The sequence below is a fragment of the Lacticaseibacillus casei DSM 20011 = JCM 1134 = ATCC 393 genome, assembly GCF_000829055.1.
GTDB classification, from domain to species: domain Bacteria; phylum Bacillota; class Bacilli; order Lactobacillales; family Lactobacillaceae; genus Lacticaseibacillus; species Lacticaseibacillus casei.
The window spans coordinates 1,591,763-1,613,033 of record NZ_AP012544.1; the positions used below are offsets into that span (position 1 = coordinate 1,591,763).

The 21,271-nt window shown below is 48.1% G+C and carries 18 protein-coding genes; 5 read left to right on the top strand and 13 right to left on the bottom strand.

The annotated features are described in order from the left end of the window. Nucleotides 1–105: 105 nt before the first annotated feature. Nucleotides 106–2,232 (bottom strand): peptidoglycan D,D-transpeptidase FtsI family protein, encoded by a 2,127-nt coding sequence (locus LBCZ_RS07895; RefSeq protein WP_025013684.1) that lies wholly within the window; start codon nt 2,230–2,232, stop codon nt 106–108. 145 nt (nt 2,233–2,377) lie between these two features. Between LBCZ_RS07895 and LBCZ_RS07900 the strand changes: the two genes are divergently transcribed. Beyond that, nucleotides 2,378–4,954, top strand: coding sequence for a YfhO family protein (locus tag LBCZ_RS07900; RefSeq protein WP_039639110.1), 2,577 nt, complete (start codon nt 2,378–2,380; stop codon nt 4,952–4,954). A gap of 100 nt (nt 4,955–5,054) precedes the next feature. Here LBCZ_RS07900 and LBCZ_RS07905 read toward each other — a convergent pair whose 3' ends face one another. The 6 genes from LBCZ_RS07905 to udk all read right to left on the bottom strand — a co-directional run bounded on the left by LBCZ_RS07905 (nt 5,055) and on the right by udk (nt 9,162). After that, complete coding sequence (locus LBCZ_RS07905) at nt 5,055–5,354, bottom strand: HesB/YadR/YfhF family protein (protein WP_010487945.1); 300 nt, start codon at nt 5,352–5,354, stop codon at nt 5,055–5,057. Then, complete coding sequence (locus LBCZ_RS07910) at nt 5,335–6,000, bottom strand: response regulator (protein ID WP_039639112.1); 666 nt, start codon at nt 5,998–6,000, stop codon at nt 5,335–5,337. Before LBCZ_RS07910 ends, LBCZ_RS07905 begins: the two co-directional genes overlap by 20 nt. After that, entirely contained in the window at nt 5,993–7,057 is a 1,065-nt protein-coding gene (locus tag LBCZ_RS07915) for a sensor histidine kinase (protein ID WP_025013685.1), read from the bottom strand. The genes LBCZ_RS07910 and LBCZ_RS07915 overlap by 8 nt, the downstream gene beginning before the upstream one ends. Then, nucleotides 7,054–7,758: a cell wall-active antibiotics response protein LiaF gene (gene liaF / locus LBCZ_RS07920; protein ID WP_025013686.1), complete on the bottom strand. Its 705-nt coding sequence runs from the start codon at nt 7,756–7,758 to the stop codon at nt 7,054–7,056. The genes LBCZ_RS07915 and liaF overlap by 4 nt, the downstream gene beginning before the upstream one ends. 228 nt (nt 7,759–7,986) lie before the next feature. Next, the gene (greA, locus tag LBCZ_RS15610) at nt 7,987–8,457 is read right to left on the bottom strand and encodes a transcription elongation factor GreA (protein ID WP_010487938.1); all 471 of its coding nucleotides are present in this window, start codon (nt 8,455–8,457) and stop codon (nt 7,987–7,989) included. A 66-nt stretch (nt 8,458–8,523) separates the two neighbouring features. Continuing rightward, nucleotides 8,524–9,162, bottom strand: a complete 639-nt coding sequence (gene udk / locus LBCZ_RS15615) for a uridine kinase (protein WP_010487936.1) — start codon at nt 9,160–9,162, stop codon at nt 8,524–8,526. Nucleotides 9,163–9,390: 228 nt separating this feature from the next. Between udk and LBCZ_RS07935 the strand changes: the two genes are divergently transcribed. After that, nucleotides 9,391–10,443, top strand: coding sequence for an IS30 family transposase (locus LBCZ_RS07935; protein ID WP_010620018.1), 1,053 nt, complete (start codon nt 9,391–9,393; stop codon nt 10,441–10,443). A gap of 230 nt (nt 10,444–10,673) precedes the next feature. Here the strand turns inward: LBCZ_RS07935 and mltG are convergent, their stop codons facing one another. The 3 genes from mltG to pheS all read right to left on the bottom strand — a co-directional run bounded on the left by mltG (nt 10,674) and on the right by pheS (nt 15,463). After that, nucleotides 10,674–11,825 (bottom strand): endolytic transglycosylase MltG, encoded by a 1,152-nt coding sequence (gene mltG / locus LBCZ_RS07940; RefSeq protein ID WP_025013916.1) that lies wholly within the window; start codon nt 11,823–11,825, stop codon nt 10,674–10,676. Between the two features lie 178 nt (nt 11,826–12,003). Continuing rightward, nucleotides 12,004–14,415 (bottom strand): phenylalanine--tRNA ligase subunit beta, encoded by a 2,412-nt coding sequence (gene pheT, locus LBCZ_RS07945; RefSeq protein ID WP_025013917.1) that lies wholly within the window; start codon nt 14,413–14,415, stop codon nt 12,004–12,006. Nucleotide 14,416: 1 nt separating this feature from the next. Continuing rightward, nucleotides 14,417–15,463: a phenylalanine--tRNA ligase subunit alpha gene (gene pheS / locus LBCZ_RS07950; RefSeq protein WP_025013918.1), complete on the bottom strand. Its 1,047-nt coding sequence runs from the start codon at nt 15,461–15,463 to the stop codon at nt 14,417–14,419. A 494-nt stretch (nt 15,464–15,957) separates the two neighbouring features. Between pheS and LBCZ_RS07955 the strand changes: the two genes are divergently transcribed. Beyond that, nucleotides 15,958–17,019 carry an IS30 family transposase gene (locus LBCZ_RS07955; protein ID WP_039638870.1) on the top strand — a complete coding sequence of 354 codons (1,062 nt, stop codon included), beginning with the start codon at nt 15,958–15,960 and terminating at the stop codon, nt 17,017–17,019. A 99-nt stretch (nt 17,020–17,118) separates the two neighbouring features. On the opposite strand, the gene LBCZ_RS07960 is transcribed toward LBCZ_RS07955, so the two are convergent. The 3 genes from LBCZ_RS07960 to LBCZ_RS07970 form a co-directional block, all read right to left on the bottom strand. Further along, on the bottom strand, nt 17,119–17,505 hold the full coding sequence (locus tag LBCZ_RS07960) for a winged helix-turn-helix transcriptional regulator (RefSeq protein ID WP_010487928.1): 387 nt from the start codon (nt 17,503–17,505) through the stop codon (nt 17,119–17,121). A gap of 540 nt (nt 17,506–18,045) precedes the next feature. Then, on the bottom strand, nt 18,046–18,549 hold the full coding sequence (locus tag LBCZ_RS07965) for an HD domain-containing protein (RefSeq protein ID WP_005684434.1): 504 nt from the start codon (nt 18,547–18,549) through the stop codon (nt 18,046–18,048). A gap of 83 nt (nt 18,550–18,632) precedes the next feature. Continuing rightward, nucleotides 18,633–19,394: a TrmH family RNA methyltransferase gene (locus LBCZ_RS07970; protein ID WP_025013375.1), complete on the bottom strand. Its 762-nt coding sequence runs from the start codon at nt 19,392–19,394 to the stop codon at nt 18,633–18,635. Between the two features lie 244 nt (nt 19,395–19,638). On the opposite strand from LBCZ_RS07970, the gene LBCZ_RS07975 reads away from it, so the two are divergent. After that, nucleotides 19,639–19,920, top strand: coding sequence for an acylphosphatase (locus LBCZ_RS07975; protein WP_025013374.1), 282 nt, complete (start codon nt 19,639–19,641; stop codon nt 19,918–19,920). Nucleotides 19,921–19,978: 58 nt separating this feature from the next. Further along, nucleotides 19,979–20,968 carry a membrane protein insertase YidC gene (gene yidC / locus LBCZ_RS07980; protein ID WP_039639115.1) on the top strand — a complete coding sequence of 330 codons (990 nt, stop codon included), beginning with the start codon at nt 19,979–19,981 and terminating at the stop codon, nt 20,966–20,968. Nucleotides 20,969–21,271: the final 303 nt, after the last annotated feature.

Here is a 21,271-nt window from a genome sequence, read left to right on the forward strand (position 1 = left end):
AACAGGTGACCCTGTTGTTTTCCCATTGCCACCAGTGCCAATCAATCACTTGACGGCCATGTTCTTGTAGTAGTTTAGCATTTTTTGCACACGCTGCCAACAACGTTAACCATTGATGGACTTTTGATGGATCGAATAGCCCTTATCTTCTTTGATGTCATTCATCTTATAGAAGTCGCTAAACATTTCTTTGGCAATTTGTAACTGATATGGCGTTGTCGTTTCAGCTTTTAAGTTAGGAATAATGACCGCAATCGCAATCTTGGGATTCTTCGCTGGAGCAAAGCCAACAAAACTTTCCGTGATGGTCTCGGTCAACGCCGATCCTTTTGACTCACGGGTAAAGCCTTGCGCCGTCCCGGTTTTCCCAGCGACCCCAGGATTCAAGGAATTCAGCGACGTTGCCGTTGTCCACCCATTCGTACCATGGACAACCTGCCACATCCCCTGCTTCACCAGATCGATTTGTGCTTGGGTATTCTCAATTTTAGACGTTACAGATGGCTGAGTTGTACTTAAAATCGGTCCCTTACTGCCATCTCTCAGTGTCTGACTGATACTGTTGACCAGGTAAGGACGCATGCGGTACCCATTATTGGCAATCGCACTGATGTACTGCAGCATTTGGATCAAGGTGTAGTTATCGTAGTTCCCGTATGCCAAGTCCAACGCCGACCCAACTAGTAAGTTGCCAGAACTGTCATGGGTACTACCTTCCAACCCGGCAATTTCACCAGGCAAATCGATGCCGGTCTTGATTCCTAAGCCGAACTGGTTGAAGTAGCCGCGCATCTTGCTGAAAATGTTGTTGTCTAGTTTTAGATAATTATTCGGCGAGTAAGCGTAATGGCCTTCCTTCATCGCCAGCCACATCATGTAAATGTTACTGGACACTTCCAGCGCTGAAGCAGCATCCAGCGAGCTGAACGTACCGACAGGGTAAACGGATTTTTTAACTGGTGTACCCGGCAAATAAATCGGCGTGTCTGCCTGGGTATTGTGGTCAACCGTAATAACTCCGTCTTGAAGTGCACCGAGAACCGTTGCCCCTTTGACGGCAGACCCGACAACAAAGGCACGATTGATAACCCCAAGCGCATCGTCTTCGACTTTATGGGTCTGCGTATCCTGATGTTGCCCGGCCATGGCCAGAATCCGCCCGGTATTTGGATCCATTGCCACGGCATATGCACCATCCGATAAACTGCCGGCACCGGCCGAGCGAACCGAACTAAAGGTGTCATCCAACGCCTTTTCGACTTTCTTTTGGTATTCCGAATCAATGGTCAGATTCAGATTGGCTCCCTGCTGTCCTTTGAATTTAGAAACCGACTGGACAATTTGGTTATTATTGCCGATTTCAACCTGGGTTTGGCTCTTTGAACCTTTCAAAACGTTCTCATACGCTTTTTCCAAGTAACTGGTGCCGACGCGATCATTACGCGCATACCCATTCGCTAAGTAGGCGTTCAGTTCATCGGCAGGCAGCCCGCTTTTTTCATTGGAAACCCGGCCGATGATCGAGGTCATTGACTCGCCATTAGGGTATGAGCGTTCCCAATCAGTGCCGAGGTTAACGCCTGGCATCTGCGTCAGCCGTTCACCGACAACCGCCACCTCATGAGCAGTGACATTTTGGTTTTTCAAATAAACCGTGGACAACTGCGTGGCACCGTTCATGATTTTATAAAGTCCTGCTGCTTCTTTTTGAATGGGCGTCAACGTCGGCATATGTTTGCGAACATAGGCAACTTGATATTTATACAATTTATCGGAGTCCGCTGAAGGCAATTTTTGAATCTGCTTAGGCAGCTTTTTGGTGATTCGCTTTGACACCTTGGTCTGCGCAAGGTAGTAATCAATATAATCACGCTTGGTTAGATTCTCAGCCGGCTTATCAATCAACTCGGCCAGCTGATTGGCAATATCATACATTTGCTGGGATTTGGTTCCGACACTCTTGGTATAGGTGATGGCATTATTAGCCTTATTAGTCACAAGTGCGCGACCTTTACTGTCATAAATCAACCCACGCGGTACATTGCCGGTGACCGTTGTTTTGTTCGTCCGATCGACTTCGGCAGCCAATCGGGGACCATTTAGAATCTGCAAATAAGCCAGCTGGGCAACCAGTGCCGCTAACAAAAGAAACGCAATGAAAAACAATAAATTTAAGCGAAACGGAATGTGACTTTTATTTCGTTTCGGCTGCGGTGTACGAATGTACTTCACCCTAAATGCTCCTTTGAAATCTCTATCTTTTAAAGTGTAGCAAAGAACCCGGCAAAACGCTATGTGTCTTATGATATGCTTGAAATAGCGATGCCGGACGAAAATAAGCCGGAATTAATTTTAATTTAGAAGTTGGTGGGTACCTGTGCGACGACGATGGTTAAAAAACAATCCGCTGATCCTTAGTTTTTTACTGCCGGGACTGTTAGTCGGTTTTTACTTTGCTATTCGCGGCGTTTTCCCGTTTGGTTCCAGCAGCGTGCTCACGGTTGATCTGGGCCAACAGTATATTGACTTTTTTGCCTATCTTCGTCAAACTCTGCTCGGCCACCCGGGGCAGCTTTTTTATGCCTTTAATAAAGGATTAGGCGGCGACATGTTTGGCGTCTTTGCATATTATTTACTGAGTCCGTTTAATTTGTTGGTAATTCTTTTCCCCGCTGACATGCTGGATGTTGCTGCTTTTTTGATCATGATTCTAAAAATCAGCACGGCCGGATTAACCATGGGATGGTATGCCAAACACCACGGAATTAACGGGCTGATGATTTCCGCTTTTGGATTGGCATATGCGCTTAGCGGTTGGCTGTTGGCAAACAGTTTCAACTTGATATGGCTAGATGCAGCGATTTTGCTGCCGCTGATCGTTCAAAGTACGGAGGCGTTGTTCACCAAAGGCCGGAACATTGCCTATATCGGCTGGCTGGCAGCTGCCCTAATCATTAACTTTTACACAGGCTATATGATCGCTTTGTTTCTGGTATTATACGCCGCTTATTGGCTCGGTGCCCATGCCAAGTCTTGGCGGCACGCCTGGCGCATCGGCCTGCGCTTTATAGGCGCCAGCTTACTGGCAGCTATGTGCAGCGCCGTGGTACTCCTTCCAACCTGGTTTCAACTTGCCCAATCCAAAGCAACTTATACGGTCAAAACGTTCCAGTGGCGCTTTGAGTATGCCCCGGATCGCTTGTTAAGCAAGCTGATCCCGGGCAGTTTCAACTTTGATCAAATGCCTTCAGGGTTCCCGAATATTTACGTCGGCGCCTTAGGATTTGTTCTAGCAGTCCTTTTCTTCTTATCCAGACAGCAGTCATGGCGGCAGAAAATTGCGGCTGCCTTGGTGACTGGTTTCATGCTACTTTCCTGCATGTTCGAACCGCTGGATTTATTGTGGCATGGTTTTCAATTTCCGGTTTGGTATCCGTATCGTTTTACATTTGTCTTGTGCTTCTGGTTCCTGAGTTTAGGTATTAGCAGTTTGGCAAAGATAGAAACAGGATTATCGCTTCAAAAGCTCGTCATTTTACTCATCGTATTCGGGCTGATTTATGGTGATGTCGCACTTAATCTGAAACACTTCAGCTTTTTGACTTTCGGTAATCTCGTGTTTGGTATCGGTTCGCTGTTACTAGTGCTCGTGTGGCTCAGTCTGGACCAGCACCGACCGTTATGGTTTGGGTTTGCCATTGTTTTGGTCGACATGAGCGGCAGCATGATTCTGACACTGAATCAGCTGGCTTACCTCGACCACCGTGATTACCACGATTATACCGCGGCGCTCGTCCAAGGTGCCAACGCCGTTAAGAAAGAAGATCACGGATTCTTTCGCATTGGCAAAACTACAATTCGGACGCGTAACGATCCGATGACTGGCAACTATCGCGGGGCCGACCAATTTAACTCGCTGCTCGAGCCAGCTTTACCGAAGTTCTTGGGGCAAATTGGCCAACCCGAAGACGATGGCTCGGTGGCATACACCAATGGCACGTTAATCACGGATAGTCTGTTGGGGATGAAATACTTTTTAACGCCGACTCATGCGCAGAACTCCCTACCCGATGCCGGACAACGGCCTGATTTAAAATGGTATCGGCAAGTAAACCAAGTTGGGCCCTGGAAAATCCTGCGGTCCCCATTCGCTCAACAAATCGGTTTTGCGGCCAGCACCGATTTACTGAAACAGCAGCTTTATAGTGACACGCCTGTTGCCAATCAATCGTTTATTCTCCAGGCCGCCCTGGGAAAAGACACCGATCCTTATTTTAGCGCCTTGCCACTCCCCGAACCGACGCTTTCGGGCGTTCGCCGCACGACATCAAATGGCACGTCGACATTTACTAAGGTTGGCAAGGGCCGCCATACTGTGACCTATCGTTTTAAACCGCAAGCGGGAAAATGCTACGTTCTGACGCTTGGCAGCCATTTTGCCAATCACCTGGTGAACCTCAAACAAAATGGAAACGCTGTGACGCTCCCTGATAGCTTTAACGACACGATCACTGTAAATGTCACGCCTAAAAAGGGTCTCCAGGAGCAAACATTAACTTTTCAGCTCAATAAAAAAGAGGCGTGGTTTGACAATGTCAGCCTGTATCAAGCTGACGTCGGCACTATTCTACGCGATCTCAAACAATTACAAGCAAGCGGTTGGCGGGTTAAACGCGCTACTGACACCACCATTGCAGCTAATGTCACCATTCGTAAACCAAACCAAATGATGCAAACAACGATCCCAACGGCACCAGGCTGGCACGTCAGCGTTAACGGGAACCCAGTTTCGGTTAAAACCAGTCTCGGCATTTTCATGGCCATTCCGCTTAAGACTGGGCATTATCACATTACCATGCGCTACACGCCGCCATTATTGGGCTGGGGCAGTCTGGTAACGGTTATCGGTTTACTCCTGACGGCAGGCTGGTGGTATCGCCAAACTCGCAAATAATCGTGAAACGAGCAAAAAGAATCCTTGGGCAATAACAACTAACCCAAGGATTCTTTTTGTGCACAGGTTACTGACATGCTAAGTGTGACAGCAAACTAGTCTATTCTTCTTTAAATTCGTACTTAGGTTCATCCAGATGGGCATCGTAATCAACCGTCATTGCAAGGTTTTCAAAGAACCATGCGTCGGTCGGATTGACGAAATAAGTCACGCCGTCTTTTTCGACCGACATGATTGGATGCTCAGGGTGGTCATCCCTTGTCATGCCCACGCTAAAACCATCATGAACCTGGGTCTTCCCATAAGCTTTGCCGAAGAAACGAATGCCGGCACCTTGATCCGGTAAATTTAATTCACGGTGAAACCATTGACTTGCTTTATCAGTGATCGCGAGTTGCAACCCCATCATCTCCTTGATCATTTTTGACCAGACCATGCTTGAGCGCATAGATTGCCGCCTGGGTCCGATCCTCGACATCCAACTTGGCTAATATGTTTGAGACGTGCGTTTTAACCGTTTTCAATGTAATAAATAGCGCTGTGGCAATTTCCTGATTCGACTTGCCTTGCGCAATCAACTGCAAAACTTCGCGTTCGCGGTTGGTCAGTTCGTCATACTGCGGTTGCGGATGATTCATGCGATTCATCATCTTAGTGGTCACTTGCGGCTCAAGTACCCGTTCGCCCTTGGCAGTCTGGCGGATGGCTTTGGCAATTTCTTCCGCTGTGGCGGTTTTCAGAATATAACTCGCCGCCCCTGCCTCCATGGCTGGATACACTTTGGCATCATCGATGAAACTGGTCAAAATGATAATCCGCGCTTGCGGCCATGCTTTCAGAATCTCCTTAGTCGCCGTAATGCCGTCTTTTACCGGCATCACCAGATCCATCAAGATAATATCAGGCCGATCTTTCAACGCCATATCGACGCCTTCCTGGCCGTTCTCGGCTTGATCGACCACCTCTAAGTCAGGCTGAACGCCAATATAAGTCGCCAGTCCCAATCGAACCATTTCGTGATCATCAACGATCAATACTTTAATCATGCGCAACATCCTTTGATAACGGTACTCTGACTTCAACACTGGTTCCTTGACCGACTACGCTCACGACCTTGGCTGTTCCACCCATGGCCGCCGCGCGTTCCTTGATATTGGCAAGACCATAGTTACCGTTGCCACTAGTTTCTTTTGGATCAAACCCAACACCATCATCCACCATACGCAAAATAACCATATCTTGCAACCGCTTCAGATAAACTTCAAGGCTATCGGCTTTAGCATGGCGTAATGTATTACTAAGCAGCTCTTGAACAATCCGGAAAAGATTATCCTCAGTCGCCGCATTTAACTTAATGTCATCCAATTGCCATGTGATTTTGATTGTAATCTTGGTTTGCAATTCTTTCAACAACTGGATAATCCCCTGCTTTAGCGATTTGCCTTCAAGATTAGTCGGACGTAGATGCAATAGCAACGCCCGCATTTCCGCCTGGGCTTCATTGATCACTTTCTGAATCGTATCCAACTGCTTCTGCAAAGCTTCCTGCTTAGGGTCGCGTTCCGCGACACTCCGCAGTGCGGACAACATCATCATCGCCGCAAACAACTGCTGGGAAACGGAATCATGCAGTTCCCGAGCTAACCGATGCCGTTCACCGGTTAGAATGGCCTCACGGGTTTCGCCGGAAAAGCGGACAGGCGTATTACTGTAACGTTCAATCTCACGTTGTAAGCGTATCATTTTTTGCCGTAACGCTTCAAGCAAGTCAGCCGGCTGCTGGCCTAATGCAGCAACTGCTTGCTGAGAGCGATTAAAAATCGGCGCCTGATATTGTCCGGCATTTAATTGCGCCAGACGACTATCCAGTTGATTGCGCATCACCCGTTGGCGCCATAAAACAATCACGGTGGCGCCGGAACTGATCAGTAAGGCTCCAATAAAAAGGTAAACAAATAACGGCGCTGAAAGCACATTTGCTAACAACAGCTGCAAAAAATCATGATGGGTCACTTTTGCCAGCATAAACACCAAACAGGCCTCGACCAAAATCGTCCAGACCAGCAGGATCATAAAAAAACCGACTAACATCCGTCTTCTCATACTGCCAGCACCTCCAAGTCGCCCACCACCACATTCGTGACAATGTGGATTCGGCGCGGTGCATCGTCGTAATCCTGCGAATAAGCGGTCACACTTTGGCTATGCAGCATCGAATCGGAATCTTCAAAATGCAGTCGCCCATAAAACGTCGCATGTTCCACTGCAACGCCAACACCCACGGGAACCAAAATTCTGGTTTTCCCAAAGCCTTTGCGAATCATAATCACGCTGTCGCCTTTGGGTAAAAAAGTGTCACCCAGGTCAATGATGGTATCACCGGCTGGCACCACCATGTTGATGTCATCCCAATCGTAACTGGGTGCAATCGTTTGCCGCCCCGCCCAGGAACGAATGGTTCGCCGTCCGGCTTTTTTACCTGGAGCCTCCGTTACCGGCGCAACGTACTGTTTATGATTCCAAACCGAAAAGCCTGCTTTGGGTTTGGTCAGAACCATCATCAAAAAGATCCCGGCCACCATCAATATGAGCCAAATCGCGGGATTAATAAAAATACCCAGTATCATTAAAACACCGCCAAACGTGACACTGAAAGTCCGCAGCCGGTGCCAGTGCATCCCTAAGAAAAGAAATAGAAAGCCAATCAGGATCGTTGCCAACGCCATGGGATTCGTAATGATCTGGAATCCTAGCCAGAGTAAGAGCGCAAATTCAATCCCCAAAAACAGTTGCCAGCGGCGCATTTGCGATCCCTCCTTTTAATCAAACTCGTGAATTTATCTGGCAGTGAGGCATCACCAAATTCGTACCCGACTACCATATTCTTGATTTATTATAACGAATCAAATGCTCGCTAGCTTAGGGCGTAAGGCTGATATTCACCTGCAAATGACATTCACTCATAATAAAAGCCGGCAACCACGTTCTCTTAATCAGGATGTGACTGCCGACTAGCTTTTTATGAATCAGGACTAGCCTTCAACTTTTGTAATCGTCACGGTCATTTCGCCGCCTGGGGTGTTAATGGTAACTTTGTCGCCAACTTTACGACCAATAAGTCCTTGTGCAATGGGACTTTCATTACTGATCTTGCCATTGAAAGCATCGGCTTCCGCTGCCCCGACAATTTCGTATGTTTCCTCGTCGCCGTCTTCTTCAAAGGTCACTTTTTTACCAATGGAGACTTCGTTTTTAGCAACTGCCTTAGCGTCAATGATCTCAGCGTACCGCAACATTGTCTGAATCGTCACGATCCGATTTTCAAGTGTGGATTGTTCATCCTTGGCTGCTTCATATTCGGAGTTTTCGGACAAATCGCCGAACCCCCGGGCTACCTTGATCCGCTCAATAACTTCTGGGCGTTTCTTGGTTTTTAGTTCCTCAAGTTCGTTTTCAAGTTTCTTTTTACCTTCTGCTGTCATCGGATAGCTTTTGTCTGCCATAAAATACTTACCTCACTTCTTATTTTCCTTAGTCACTTTATTAATCCGGGAGCCATTTGTCAATGGCTACTCTTGTAAACCGCGTTCCGCTAGAATGGCTTTGATCTTGGTCACCAGTAAATCAATGGCGACCTGATTCTGACCGCCTTCCGGAACGATCAGATCCGCATAGCGTTTCGTTGGTTCAACAAATTGATGATACATCGGTTTTACGGTTTTTAAATATTGATTAATAATTGAATCTAGTGTCCGCCCGCGCGAAACCATGTCGCGCCGGATCCGACGAATGACACGAATATCGTCATCTGTATCGACAAATACCTTAATGTCCATCATGTTACGTAACGACTCATCATCAAGAATCAGAATCCCTTCAAGAATGATCACATCTTTAGGCTCAAGATGCACTGTTTTATCCGAGCGATTATGAATCGTGTAATCATAGACCGGTTGATCAACTGCATGACGATGGATCAACTCATCCAGATGATGCTTCAGTAGCGGAGTGTCAAACGCCAACGGATGATCATAATTGATTTTCTTCCGCTCCGAGAACGGTTTGTCGCTTTTCTTATAATACGCATCCTGTGCCAGTAAGAGCAAGGAATGCCCGGAAAAGTGATCGAAAATCGCCCGACTTACGCTGGTCTTGCCACTGGCAGAACCACCAGTCACACCGATCACAATGGGTTTCTTTTGCTGCATCTGCTGGCCTTCTTTCAATTTAAATCGTTGACAGAAAAAACTGCGCACAACAGCCTTGGAAAAGATGTCCAGCATTCAAGCATCATTTCCAAGGCCGTTTTTCTTTCGCGCATTTTAGAATCAAGTTAGCCACTGTCTCAAAATTTTTTGGACAATAAAAAACATCAAGAACAGATATCCTGTATCATTGAAGTTCCTACACAAACAATGGAAGAGGATATTGTCTTGATGCAGAAACAGGATAGCACACACCGCCAAAAAGGTCAGCACTTAACATCACTCGAGCGCGGAAAAGTGGCCGGATTCCGCCAAGCTGGGAAGTCCAATCGTTGGATTGCTGCTGAAATTGGCGTCTGCCCGCAGACCATTAATAATGAAATCAAGCGAGGTACAGTAGATCAGGTCAAGAAGAGTAATGGCAAGCGCGTCTACCATCGACAATACCTGCCAGAGGCTGCTCAGGCACGTTACGAGACTGCACGCTTGAGCTGCCATCGTCCTGACAAGTTCGCCAGCGTACAGGTCTTCTTAGCCTGGTACGTACAGCGAGCTAAGCAGGACAAATGGTCGCCGGATGCTTCAATCGGCTATGCCAAGCGACACAAGCTGTTTACTCCTGAAGAGCTTGTTTGTGCCTCGACTTTGTACCAGTACATTGACGACCAACGCCTAGAGATTCGAAATATCGACCTGTTGGAGAAGACTAAGCGGAAGACCTCTCACCAGCACCACACCAAGGCTAAGCGCCTGGCTGGCCGCAGTATCGAGGAACGGCCTAAGGTCGTTGAACGACGCAGGCAGTTCGGTCACTGGGAGATGGATACCATTGTCGGTAAACGCAATGGCAAGGAGAGCGTCATCTTGACTCTGATTGAGCGCAAGACCCGTTGCCAACTTCTCCGCTTGATCGAAGGACGAGATGCAGACTCTGTGAGCTATGCATTGCGTGGAATCAAGCGCGAATGGGGAGCTTGCATCAAGACCATCACAGCCGACAACGGACCCGAGTTCACCGCCTTAAATACTGCTTTTGCTGGGACGGAAACTGAGATCTTCTACGCCCATCCTTACACGTCCTGCGACCGTGGCACCAACGAGGCACATAACCGGATGATCCGCCAGGACTTCCCTAAGGGCATGTCCCTAGATGACATTAGCCCTAGTCAAGTGCAGGCCACGCAAGACCGCTTGAATCAGTTGCCTCGCAAACAACAGGGCTACTGCACACCCCAGCAAAACTTTGAGGCCGAAGCTCGGCGCGTTCGCCGCATGGCCCAGTAGTCTCTCTAGCGCCACAACTTCTATTTGATAACGGCCTGTTCTGGGATTGTCCTCAACGACTGGCTAACTTGTTCTTGCAATTTACGGCCGTTTTTCTTTAATTGAGTCACTAAACTTTCGCCATTGATTCTAACACGATAAAACTGCTCCGTCTTGCCTGTCAAGATCAACCCACAAGTAAATCATGCTACTAAAGTCGTGGATAAGGGGCGCTAGGGCCAACATGTAAATTACTTATTGACTGATGAATTATCGCTGGCAAACTTAGCCGTGTTCTCGTCGTGTTGTTCACGCGTGGTAGCATACAGCACTTCGCCGGTCTTCAGGTTGGCAACAAAGTACAGATAATGCTTGCTGCGATCATTTGGACTTAGCACCGCGGTGATACTTTGCTCACTTGGCGAATCAAATGGACCCGGCCCGTAACCGGTATGCACATACAGGTTATACGGCGAATCAACACTGGTATCCTTATTGGTCAAATGGGTTTTATGCGTGTTTAAAGCATACATAACCGAAATATCGGATTGCAATGGCATATCCGCATCAATACGGTTCAAGAAGACCCCGGCAATTGTCCGGCGATCTTCCTGGGTCACCCCTTCACGCTCAACCAGCGAAGCCAAGGTCATGACTTCCTGAACCGTATACCCTTGCTTCTTGATACTCTTATAGTAACTTTGCATGACGCTGTCGGTTTTAGCTAACATCGCTTCAACCAGATCCTCTACCGTTTCGCCTGCGCTCACACTATAGGTGGCTGGGAAAAGGTAACCTTCCAGGCGGTAGCGAACGCCTTGGGCCGAAGCAGCAGAACTCAGGAGCTGCGGGTATTTCTTGGCCATTTTATTAAAGAAGGTCTGATTTTTCATGAGCGCCATGAACTTCTTGCTTGTCAGATTCTGATTCGATTTACCCAGCTTGTTCACGGATGTCGCAATTTGCTCGATTGTCGCGCCTTCTTCAACCAGCAACTGTCCCGCCTCGGTGGCTGCTGTGCCGCCAGCCCGTAACTTTTGGATCACCTGATTCATCGAATCACGTTGCGTCAGCTGATAACTGCCGGCCTGAAAGTCGGCAATGTTGTGAAACTTGGCATAATAATTGAACACCATGGCACTTTTGATCACGTGCTTGGCTTCCAATTTGGCGGCAATTTGTTTGGTGGATGAACCTGCAGGCACCGTCACATTGACGGAAGTCTTGCCATTCGGATTCACCGGCTGAAGTGCCGAGTGGACGTACCGATACCCCATCAGGCCAACAATTACCAGCACCGCAAACAAGATGCCCAAAACCCACGCGACAATCTTGTGCGACGCCTTTTTTTCATCGGCGCGCAACCGCCGTTTGTCCTCTACATGTCGGGATCGCCTATCCAAAAAAGATGCCTCCTTTTTACGTACTATTGTTTATCGCGGATTAAACTAAATGTGCCTGTAATCCAAAATGGCAGCATACAGCCGCTTATGTAACAGAACCACCGCCGAACTATCTTCGGCAGCAGCTTAATAACCAGTGACCATCATACCTAATTGCGCGGTAAATTGCGACTGATGATTAGCGAATCTCAGCAGCCAAATCTGATGCTAACGCAGATTTAACGCGATCAAAGGCCTGCGTCACTTCGTCTTCAGTCAGCGTCTGGTCATCCCGCCGATAAGTCAGCGTGTATGCCAAGCTCTTTTGGCCTTCAGCAATGTGTTCACCTGCGTAAACATCAAAAAGTTTAACCTGCTTGAGATAGGCACCGCCGTGTTGCCGGAAAACGTCCATCACTTGTGCATTCGTGACTGTTTCGGCGACCTGAAGTGCAATATCGCGCGTAACGGCCGGGAACTTCGGCGCCGGTTGGGCAATCTTTTCCTGTTTTGGCGCAACGAACAACGCATCAAGATCCAGCTGAAAGACAAACGTCTCTGGTAAATGGTTGTCATGCTCAAATGCGGGATGCAGTCGCCCTAAGAAGCCAATGCGCGTGTCGCCGACAAAAACATCGGCAGCTTGGCCTGGATGCAGTTCGGCCACTGCCTGCGTTGCCGCAAACCGTACCGGCTCTGTCAATGAATAATCTTCAAGCAAGTGGGTGACAATCCCTTTGACGTAAAAGAAATCAACGGGACGGGCATCCTGGTTCCAGGTCTTAGTCGTCACCTGACCAGTCAATGCACCACCTAGGTACTCGATTTCAGTCGGGCGAACCTGATCGCCGGTTTTGGTGAAAATGCGGCCCTGCTCATAAATCGCCACATTGGTTTCCTTACGAGCCTGATTGTATTTAATGACATCCAGTAACCCAGTGACCATGTTCATGCGCAACACGGCATGATCGGTTGTCATCGGCGAATCAACCCGGGTTGGCTTGCCTGGTTGCAGTTTGAATTGCTCGGCTGCTTTGGCAGTGGTTAAGCCATAAGTGATCGCTTGGGTTAAGCCCAGTCCTTCAAGAAGATGCCGTGTCCGCCGAATGCGTTTCTGCTTCGGGGTATATTCCCCGATTGTCATGGTTGTCGTCGGCAAGGTGCTTGGTAAATTGTCGAAGCCATAAATACGCGCAACTTCTTCAACCAGATCCGCTTTAATGTGAATATCCCAACGGCGTGGCGGAACCGCAACCGCAAACAAGCCGTCTGCAACCGTCACGCCAAAACCTAACTGGCGAAAAATGCCGGTTACCTGGTCTTCTTGCAGATCAGTGCCTAAGACGTGATTGATGTGGTCTAGTGAGATATCGACCACCACATCCTTGGCTTCAACAGCAGTCGGACTCAATGTTCCTTTAGCCGATTGACCGCCACCCAGTTCAGCCATCCAGGCGACAGCAGCATCCAACGCATGATTAATATCAGCCAGATTGATGCCTTTTTCGAAGCGGGAAGACGCCTCTGAGCGCAGATTATATTTCAACGCGGTTTTCCGCACATTAACCGGATTAAAACTAGCCGCTTCAACGACAACGGTTGTGGTGGCTTCGGAAATTTCCGAATTCAAGCCGCCCATGACCCCGGCCAAAGCAACCGGCACCTGACCGTTCGTAATGACGATATCGCGATCATCCAGTTCATGTTCCCGACCATCCAAGGTAGTTAATGGCTCACCGTTTTTGGCCCGGCGGACTTCGATATATTGGCTGCCAAGTTTGGCATAATCAAATGCGTGTAGCGGCTGACCGTATGCCAACATAATCAGATTCGTGATATCGACAATATTATTAATTGGTCGAATTCCGGCATTCCAGAGACGCCGCTGCAACCAGAGTGGGCTTTCTTTGACCGTGACATGATCAATAACCCGCAGCTGATAGCTCGGTGCATCGTTGGCATCTTTGACTTCCGCACTTAGATAGTCGGCAATCGGCTTCGTGCCCTCGGTTAACGGTTTTTCGACAAAATGCGGCTTTTCGGCATAGGTGGCACCGACCTCCCACGCAACACCACGCATTCCTAAAGCATCCGCGCGGTTTGGCGTGATTTCAAAATCCAAAATGGCATCATGCATACCTAACGCGGCTAACGCATCACTGCCTGGCTTCAATGGTTCGTTGAAAACATAGATGCCGTTTAAATAGGACTTCGGTACCACATTTTCGTTAAAGCCGATTTCTTGAAGCGCACAAATCATCCCGAGGCTTTCTTCGCCGCGCATTTTGCCTTTTTTAATTTTGACATTGTCCGCAATCCGCGCACCTGGCAGTGCCACAATGACCGTTTGTCCTGCAGTGACATTGGGAGCACCGCAAACAATCTGCCGCGGATCCGCTTCGCCGACATCCACTTCACAAAGTTTGAGATGATCGGAATTTGGATGCGGCTTACTTGTCAGCACTTTCCCGACTACAATTTTTTTCAATCCGGCGTCAGGGTGCTTAACCCCATCGATTTCAATCCCAGTTCGGGAAACCTTGTCAGCCAGTTCTTCTGGTGAAACCGGGACATTGACGAGTTCTTTTAACCAATCATATGAAACGTTCATCTTAACCCTCCTGACTGAACTGCGTTAGGAAGCGCAAGTCGTCTGTGTAAAAGCTGCGAATATCGTCAATGCCGTATTTCAGCATGGCGAACCGATCCGGACCGAGGCCAAATGCAAAGCCACCATAGACATCGGCATCAATCTTGGCTGCCCGCAGAACATTCGGATGCACCATGCCGGCACCGAGGACTTCAATCCACCCGGTATACTTGCAAACCGGGCAGCCCTTGCCGCCGCAACGGAAGCAGGAAACATCGACTTCAACAGACGGTTCCGTGAATGGAAAATAACTCGGACGCAACCGAATTGTTCGATCAGCGCCAAAAACGTGCTGACACATGGCAAGCAGCGTTCCCTTGAGATCAGCCATGGTAATGTGCTTATCAATGACTAAGCCCTCCATTTGATGAAACTGATGGCTGTGCGTGGCATCGTCATCATCGCGACGATACACCACACCCGGGCTGATCATCTTCAGCGGTCCTTTGCTGAAATCATGCTTTTCCATGGTTCGTGCCTGCATCGGGCTCGTCTGTGACCGCATTAGCAATTCATTGTTGATATAAAAAGTTTCCTGCATATCACGCGCCGGATGGTCCTTGGGAATGTTCATCATTTCAAAGTTATAATGATCTTCCTCGACTTCCGGGCCACTCAGCACTTGATACCCCATGCCCATAAAGAAGCTTTCAAGATCGTCCATGATTTGGATAATGATGTGCGGCGTACCAGCAACAAGCGGGTCACCCGGCAATGTCACGTCAATAGTTTCCGACGCCAATTTGGCATCAATAACTGCCTGTTCCAATTGCGCTTTGCGGGCTTCAATCGCGGCACTTAACTCATCACGAATTTTGTTGGCAAATGCACCGACTTTTGGTCGTTCATCAGCCGCGAGATCCTTCATTCCGCGTAGCACGCTGGTGATCGGACCTTTTTTACCTAATAATTGCACGCGAATCTGATTCAAGTCATCCAACGAATCGACTTCTTTGATGCGCTCGTTGTTTTGTTGAAAAAGTTGTTCGAGCTTGGTTTGAAAATCCATATTTTTCCTCCTCAATTACTGACTGCAAGCGGCATTTTTTATGCGTTTGAAGGCATAAAAAAAGTCCCTCTTCAAAAGGGACGAAGCGTCGCGGTACCACCCTTGTTCATGGTCACACTGATCCATGCACTCAACAAGGTAACGGCTAGGCCGGAGCTTTCTAAGTGTTGCCACCTCAAAAGTCAACTCGGAAAGTGAAGACAAACATTTTGGTAACAGACGTCTCGCAGTCTTATGAACGTCACTCCCTGTCTTACCAGCCTGTTTGGGCTTTCGTCATGGTTTTTATGTTTTTAGATAAAACAAGCTTAGCAAATTGAGCGCTGACGTCAAGAGCTGATTTTTTAACTGGCGCCTGTTAAAAAGAAAAAACCGCGCGTTTTAAAATCAAGTTAGCCACTTTTATTACAAATTTGGGACAATAAAAAACATCAAGAACAGATATCCTGTATCATTGAAGTTCCAACACAAACAATGAAAGAGGTATTGTCCTGATGCATGAACAGGATATCACACGTCGTCAACCAGGTCATCATTTGTCTCAAATGGAACGCGGTAGAATTGCAGAACTTTACGCCACCGGCACCTCCAAACGCGAAATTGCTGCCAAAATTGGCGTCTGCCATCAAACCATCAATAATGAGATTGACCGAGGGACTGTCAAGCAGGCTAAGCGCATTAATGGCAAACTGATCTATCATACGGAATATAGTCCTGAAGCTGCTCAGACGCGCTATGAGACCGCACGTCTGAATTGTCATAGGCCGGATAAATTCGCCGCTACAAGCCACTTCCTGGCCTGGTACGTTAATCAGGCCAAGACTGAACACTGGTCGCCTGATGCAGCCGTTGGCGCCGCACGGCGAGCCAAGCTATTCACCCCTGAGGAGATGGTGTGCACAACCACTTTATATCGCTACATCGATGATCAACGCTTAGAAATTCGGAACATCGATCTCGTGGAGAAGGCAAATCGGCGGACCAAGCAACACAAGAGCACTAAGCATAAGCGCCTAGCCGGCCGCAGTATTGAGGAGCGTCCTAAGGCTGTCGAACGCCGCAAGCAGTTCGGACATTGGGAGATGGATACCGTTGTCGGGAAACGCAATGGCCGTGAGAGCGTCATCCTTAGCCTGATTGAGCGGAAGACTCGTTGCCAACTTCTCCGACTGATCGACGGCCGAGACTCGGACTCTGTGGAGTTTGCGTTACGAGAAATCAAGCTTGAGTGGGGTGACTGTCTGCGCACGATTACCGCAGACAATGGCCCGGAGTTCTCGACTCTGGATAAGGCCTTTGAGGACACAGATACAGACATCTTCTACGCGCATTCATACACCTCATGCGATCGCGGCTCCAACGAGGCCCACAATCGCATGATTAGACGTGACTACCCAAAAGGCGAGTCGCTGGATGATGTTAGTCCCAGCCAGGTGCTGGCTACCCAAGACCGTCTTAACGGGCTTCCCCGGAGAAAGCTAGACTACCGTGGCCCCCAGGAGTGTTTTGAGACCGAAGTGCGCCGGACTCGGCGTTCAGCACAACACGTAAGCTAAACAATGAACAACTCATAAGATAACAGGCTGTTCTTGGGAGTGTCTCAACACCCCGGCTAACTTGTTCTTGCAATTTGGGAAAAAGAAAAAACGCGTGAATTACGCGTTTTTCTGAGTCTCATTGGCGTGGCACTCTTCATCCGTAACCCAGGCATCGCCCCAAGCATGCGCCGCTGCCATCACTGAATTCAAAGCACGGCCTTTATCTGTCAGTGCATACTCGATTAACGCCGAATCCTTGTGCGTCAACCGATTAATCAAGCCTTCGCCCTCAAGTTCTTTCAGGCGCTCAACCAAAACCCGGTCTGAACAACGCGGAATCAGCTTCGCAATATCCTTGAACCGCGAATTGCCATTGTTTAATAGCACTTCCAGGATCAAACCGTTCCACTTCTTGCCTAGAATTTCAAACGTATGTTGAAATTTAGGACAAAGAGCGACTTGCTGACTTTGACAATCGGTTGTACTGGTTACTGTTGCATCCACTCTACTCACCTCATTATTCCCACTTACTTACATTTAGATAGTGCTAGCATACCACACTGGCAAAATATTACAACCCGATGTATAAGAAAGTCCAGACAAACCAAGTAAAACTGCTAATAAAGTCACTTAATTATTGGAGTCCCAAAACGATCAAAAAAGTCTTAGGCAATAAGTTCCATGTCGTGCCAAACTACGCAATCTCCGGCCAGCTGGGGCTGGAACGCTGTGACGGCGCTTTGAGCCAGAAAACCACTGTCTCAAAGTCGCCTAACAACATCAGCGACAAAAATCGGTCGCTGTGTTGTTTCCACTGCTGAGCCCCATCTGGCCTGCGATTGCTCCGCTTTGGCACTAATGTCTCAATAACTCTCCCGAATTACTTTGCGAAAACAAAGAGTGAACATGATCCAAGTTTATGAATGTTTGTTTTTATATTGTGAACTTGAATTATGTCAGAACCTTTCAAAACAGAAAGAACCGCAGATAAATATCCGCGGTTCTCGTGTGGACGGTGGCAACTACCACTGTCATATCACGATCCTAATTTAAAGCCTTTAAGTGGGTGTGGATCGGATGCCGGAGCTTGTGCATCCATGGTACGACGACCTCATCCATCGCAGCATAATCATCGACTAGGGAAACAACAAAACTTTCCTTGTATTTAGGCAAGCCAACTGTTGCGCCCCACATGTGCTTGATGATGATGTCTTTTTCCATCGGTGACAATTCGGTCAGCTTCTCAGCGTTCCGTAAAGCAATCCGAGGATGGATAAAGGCATGCGTCCCCAAGTCAAACTTGGTCTTGCGCCAATCATAGTAAAACAGATCGTGCAACAAGCCTGCTCGGGCGATCGCACGAACATTCAGATGCAGCCGTTTCCCGATCAGATAGCTCTGATAGGAAACACTGATCGAGTGCTCCAATCGGTTAGAATAATGATGTTGCGGGTGTTCTGCCAGTCGCTGAACCTCAGGCTTGGCCAATAAATCAGCCACATACCCAACATACTCAGCATCCGATTGCCAATCGCGTTTTTTGCTCAAGGCATCTGCTCCTTTTGTGGTTTGATGAACACACTTATAGTATAACAGCTTCCACACCTAAAAGGCACCTTCATAATAGATTCTTAATCCCCAACTAGATGAAACATCATGATCGCTGCTGCGACCGCAACATTCAACGATTCTGCCTGTCCGCGAATGGGAATATATAAATTTGTATCGGTTTGCTTTAAAAGAACAGGATCCATACCGTTACCTTCGTTGCCGACAATCAACCCGAATTGCGCACTTGGCTGAATCTTGCGATAACTCTTGGCCTTCTCATTGAGTTCCGACCCATAAACCGGAATGCCGGCCCGTTGCAGTGCTTTGATAATCGGCATCAGCTTGGCAGTGACGATGTGGACGTGGAACTGACTTCCCTGCATAGCCCGCAAGACTTTTGGGCCAAAAGCATCTGCCGTTCCCTGCCCGAAAATCACGGTCTTGATGCCGGCAGCATCTGCCGTACGTACTAAAGTTCCGACATTGCCGGGATCCTGAATCGCGTCTAACAACAAAAATTGCCCGCTCAAAGGATCAGGTAATTGTTCAGCCTGCCGCGGCATAACCGCAAAAATGCCTTGCGGTGTCTCGGTGTCACTGAGATGTTCCGCGACTGATTCCGAAATCTGGGTGATTTTGTCATAAAACGGCTTGAGCGCGCGGTCATCCAAATATTTTTCGGTTGCATAAATATCGTAAGGTGTCTGACCACTCGCCAGCGCCTCCTGAACCAAATGACGCCCTTCCAATAAGTAACGTCCGGTATCTTTTTGGTGTTTCTTAACGGTTAATTTTTTAGCGGTCTTGATTCTGTCGTTCTTAGGTGATGAAATATATTCCATAAAATTCTCCTTCTGGCGCCAATGTTCGGCGATGTTTACAGTTGCCAACAAGTTCATTTTTAAAAATCAAACTTTAGTCCATTGTCGCCGCGCTCATAAGCCTTATGCTACACTAGTATGGACTGTGGAGAAAGCGCGGATAAGGACTTTAATGCTTTTTCACAGGCAGTTTTCTCACAACATGAGTGCACCTAGAAGCCTTCTGATACTAGGAGCGCGTGATAGTAAGAAAGGAAGTGTCTTTTTGGTCAAACTCGCAAAACAAATCGTCGTCCGTGGCCGGGTGCAAGGCGTCGGTTTCCGCTGGGCCACGAAGATGATTGCGGATAATCTGAACATTAGCGGCACCATCGAAAACCGCTCTGACGGCTCTGTTTTTATTCAGGCAGCCGGCGAACCGCTTAATCTGGCAAAGTTTGTCGCCCAGGTTAAGGCAGGTCCTAATCCTTATGCTAACGTTTCGACTTATGAAGAGAAGCCCTTGGAAAACATTCCAGACTTCCATGGTTTTCGCGTCACCGGTTGAATCCGTTCAGCCCATACAGTATAGTTAAACCCGATGACATTTTGAAGGGAAATTATTCATGCACAAGTCGAAAAAAGTATTTACACTAGGAATTGTGGGCTTATTGCCCTTACTATTAGCCGCGTGTGCTCCAACCACGAAACAAGGGGCCACGCTTAAACCACCAACGGATCCATTCTTTGGCACTTTTTATAAAGTCATTGGGCTGCCACTTCAGCACTTGATGGAGTGGATTGCCGGGTTTGTCGGCACGACCAGCAGCTACGGGATTGCGATTATCGTGATCACCTTACTGGTCCGCTTGATCGTGTTACCGCTCATGTTACGGCAACAACGGACCATGACGGCTTATCAGGAAAAGCAAAAGATCCTCCAGCCACAACTGAAAATTGTCCAAGAAGCGACCAAAAAAGCCAAAACCCCGGAGCAACAACTAGCTGCCAATAACTACATGCGGAAAATTTATTCCGCCAATGGCACGAGCATGATTCCATCCATGGGCTGTTTGCCGATGCTCATTCAGTTGCCGATTTTCTCAGGTCTTTACCAAGCCATTGCGTACTCACCGGAAATCTCGCGGGCAACCTTCTTTGGTATTCAACTAGGCCACTCCAATTTCATTGTCACGATTTTAGCCACCTTGCCGTATATTGTGGTCAGCTTGATCATGTTGCAGGGCGTGCCGCCGGAACAGCGAAAAGCAATGCAGACAACGGCCTTTTTGAACCCGATCATGACGTTTATTTTTTGTATGATGTACAATGCCGGCTTGGGTCTCTATTTTGGTGCTGGCGGCATTATCCTCATCATCCAGCAAGCGATTGTGACTTACATCGTAACGCCTAACATTCGCAAGCGGCTCGATGAAGAAATGGAAGAAAATCCACCAGTCATCGTCGTTAACGAACATACCTTTGATGACTGGGGTAAAGTCACTGCGACTGCTGGTGCGACAGGCAGCAGTCACCAGCCGGCAGATCCTGATGCCATCGACCATAACAAATTACGTAAGCGCAATGCCGGTAAGCAGCAACGACCACGCAAATAAACCTGTCAATTTCTTAGTCGTCCGTTTTCGCGGGCGGCTTTTTTTGATACGAGGTGATCACGATAGCCGCTTTCATTACGTGTTAACGGAACCCAGACGTGGAAGGTGCTGTCAATCACTAGGGCACCGAAGGCCACTTAAACTTTTTGACCGTAAGACAATAAAATCGGCTGCAAAGACAAATTTTGTCTCTACAGCCGATTTTGCGTGAGAATCGTTAACAGCTTTCAGTTAACTTGGAAGTCACAAATTACTTTTAATCGTGGTATCGCTGTTTGGCGCAGCCGCTTGTTTGGCTTCTTC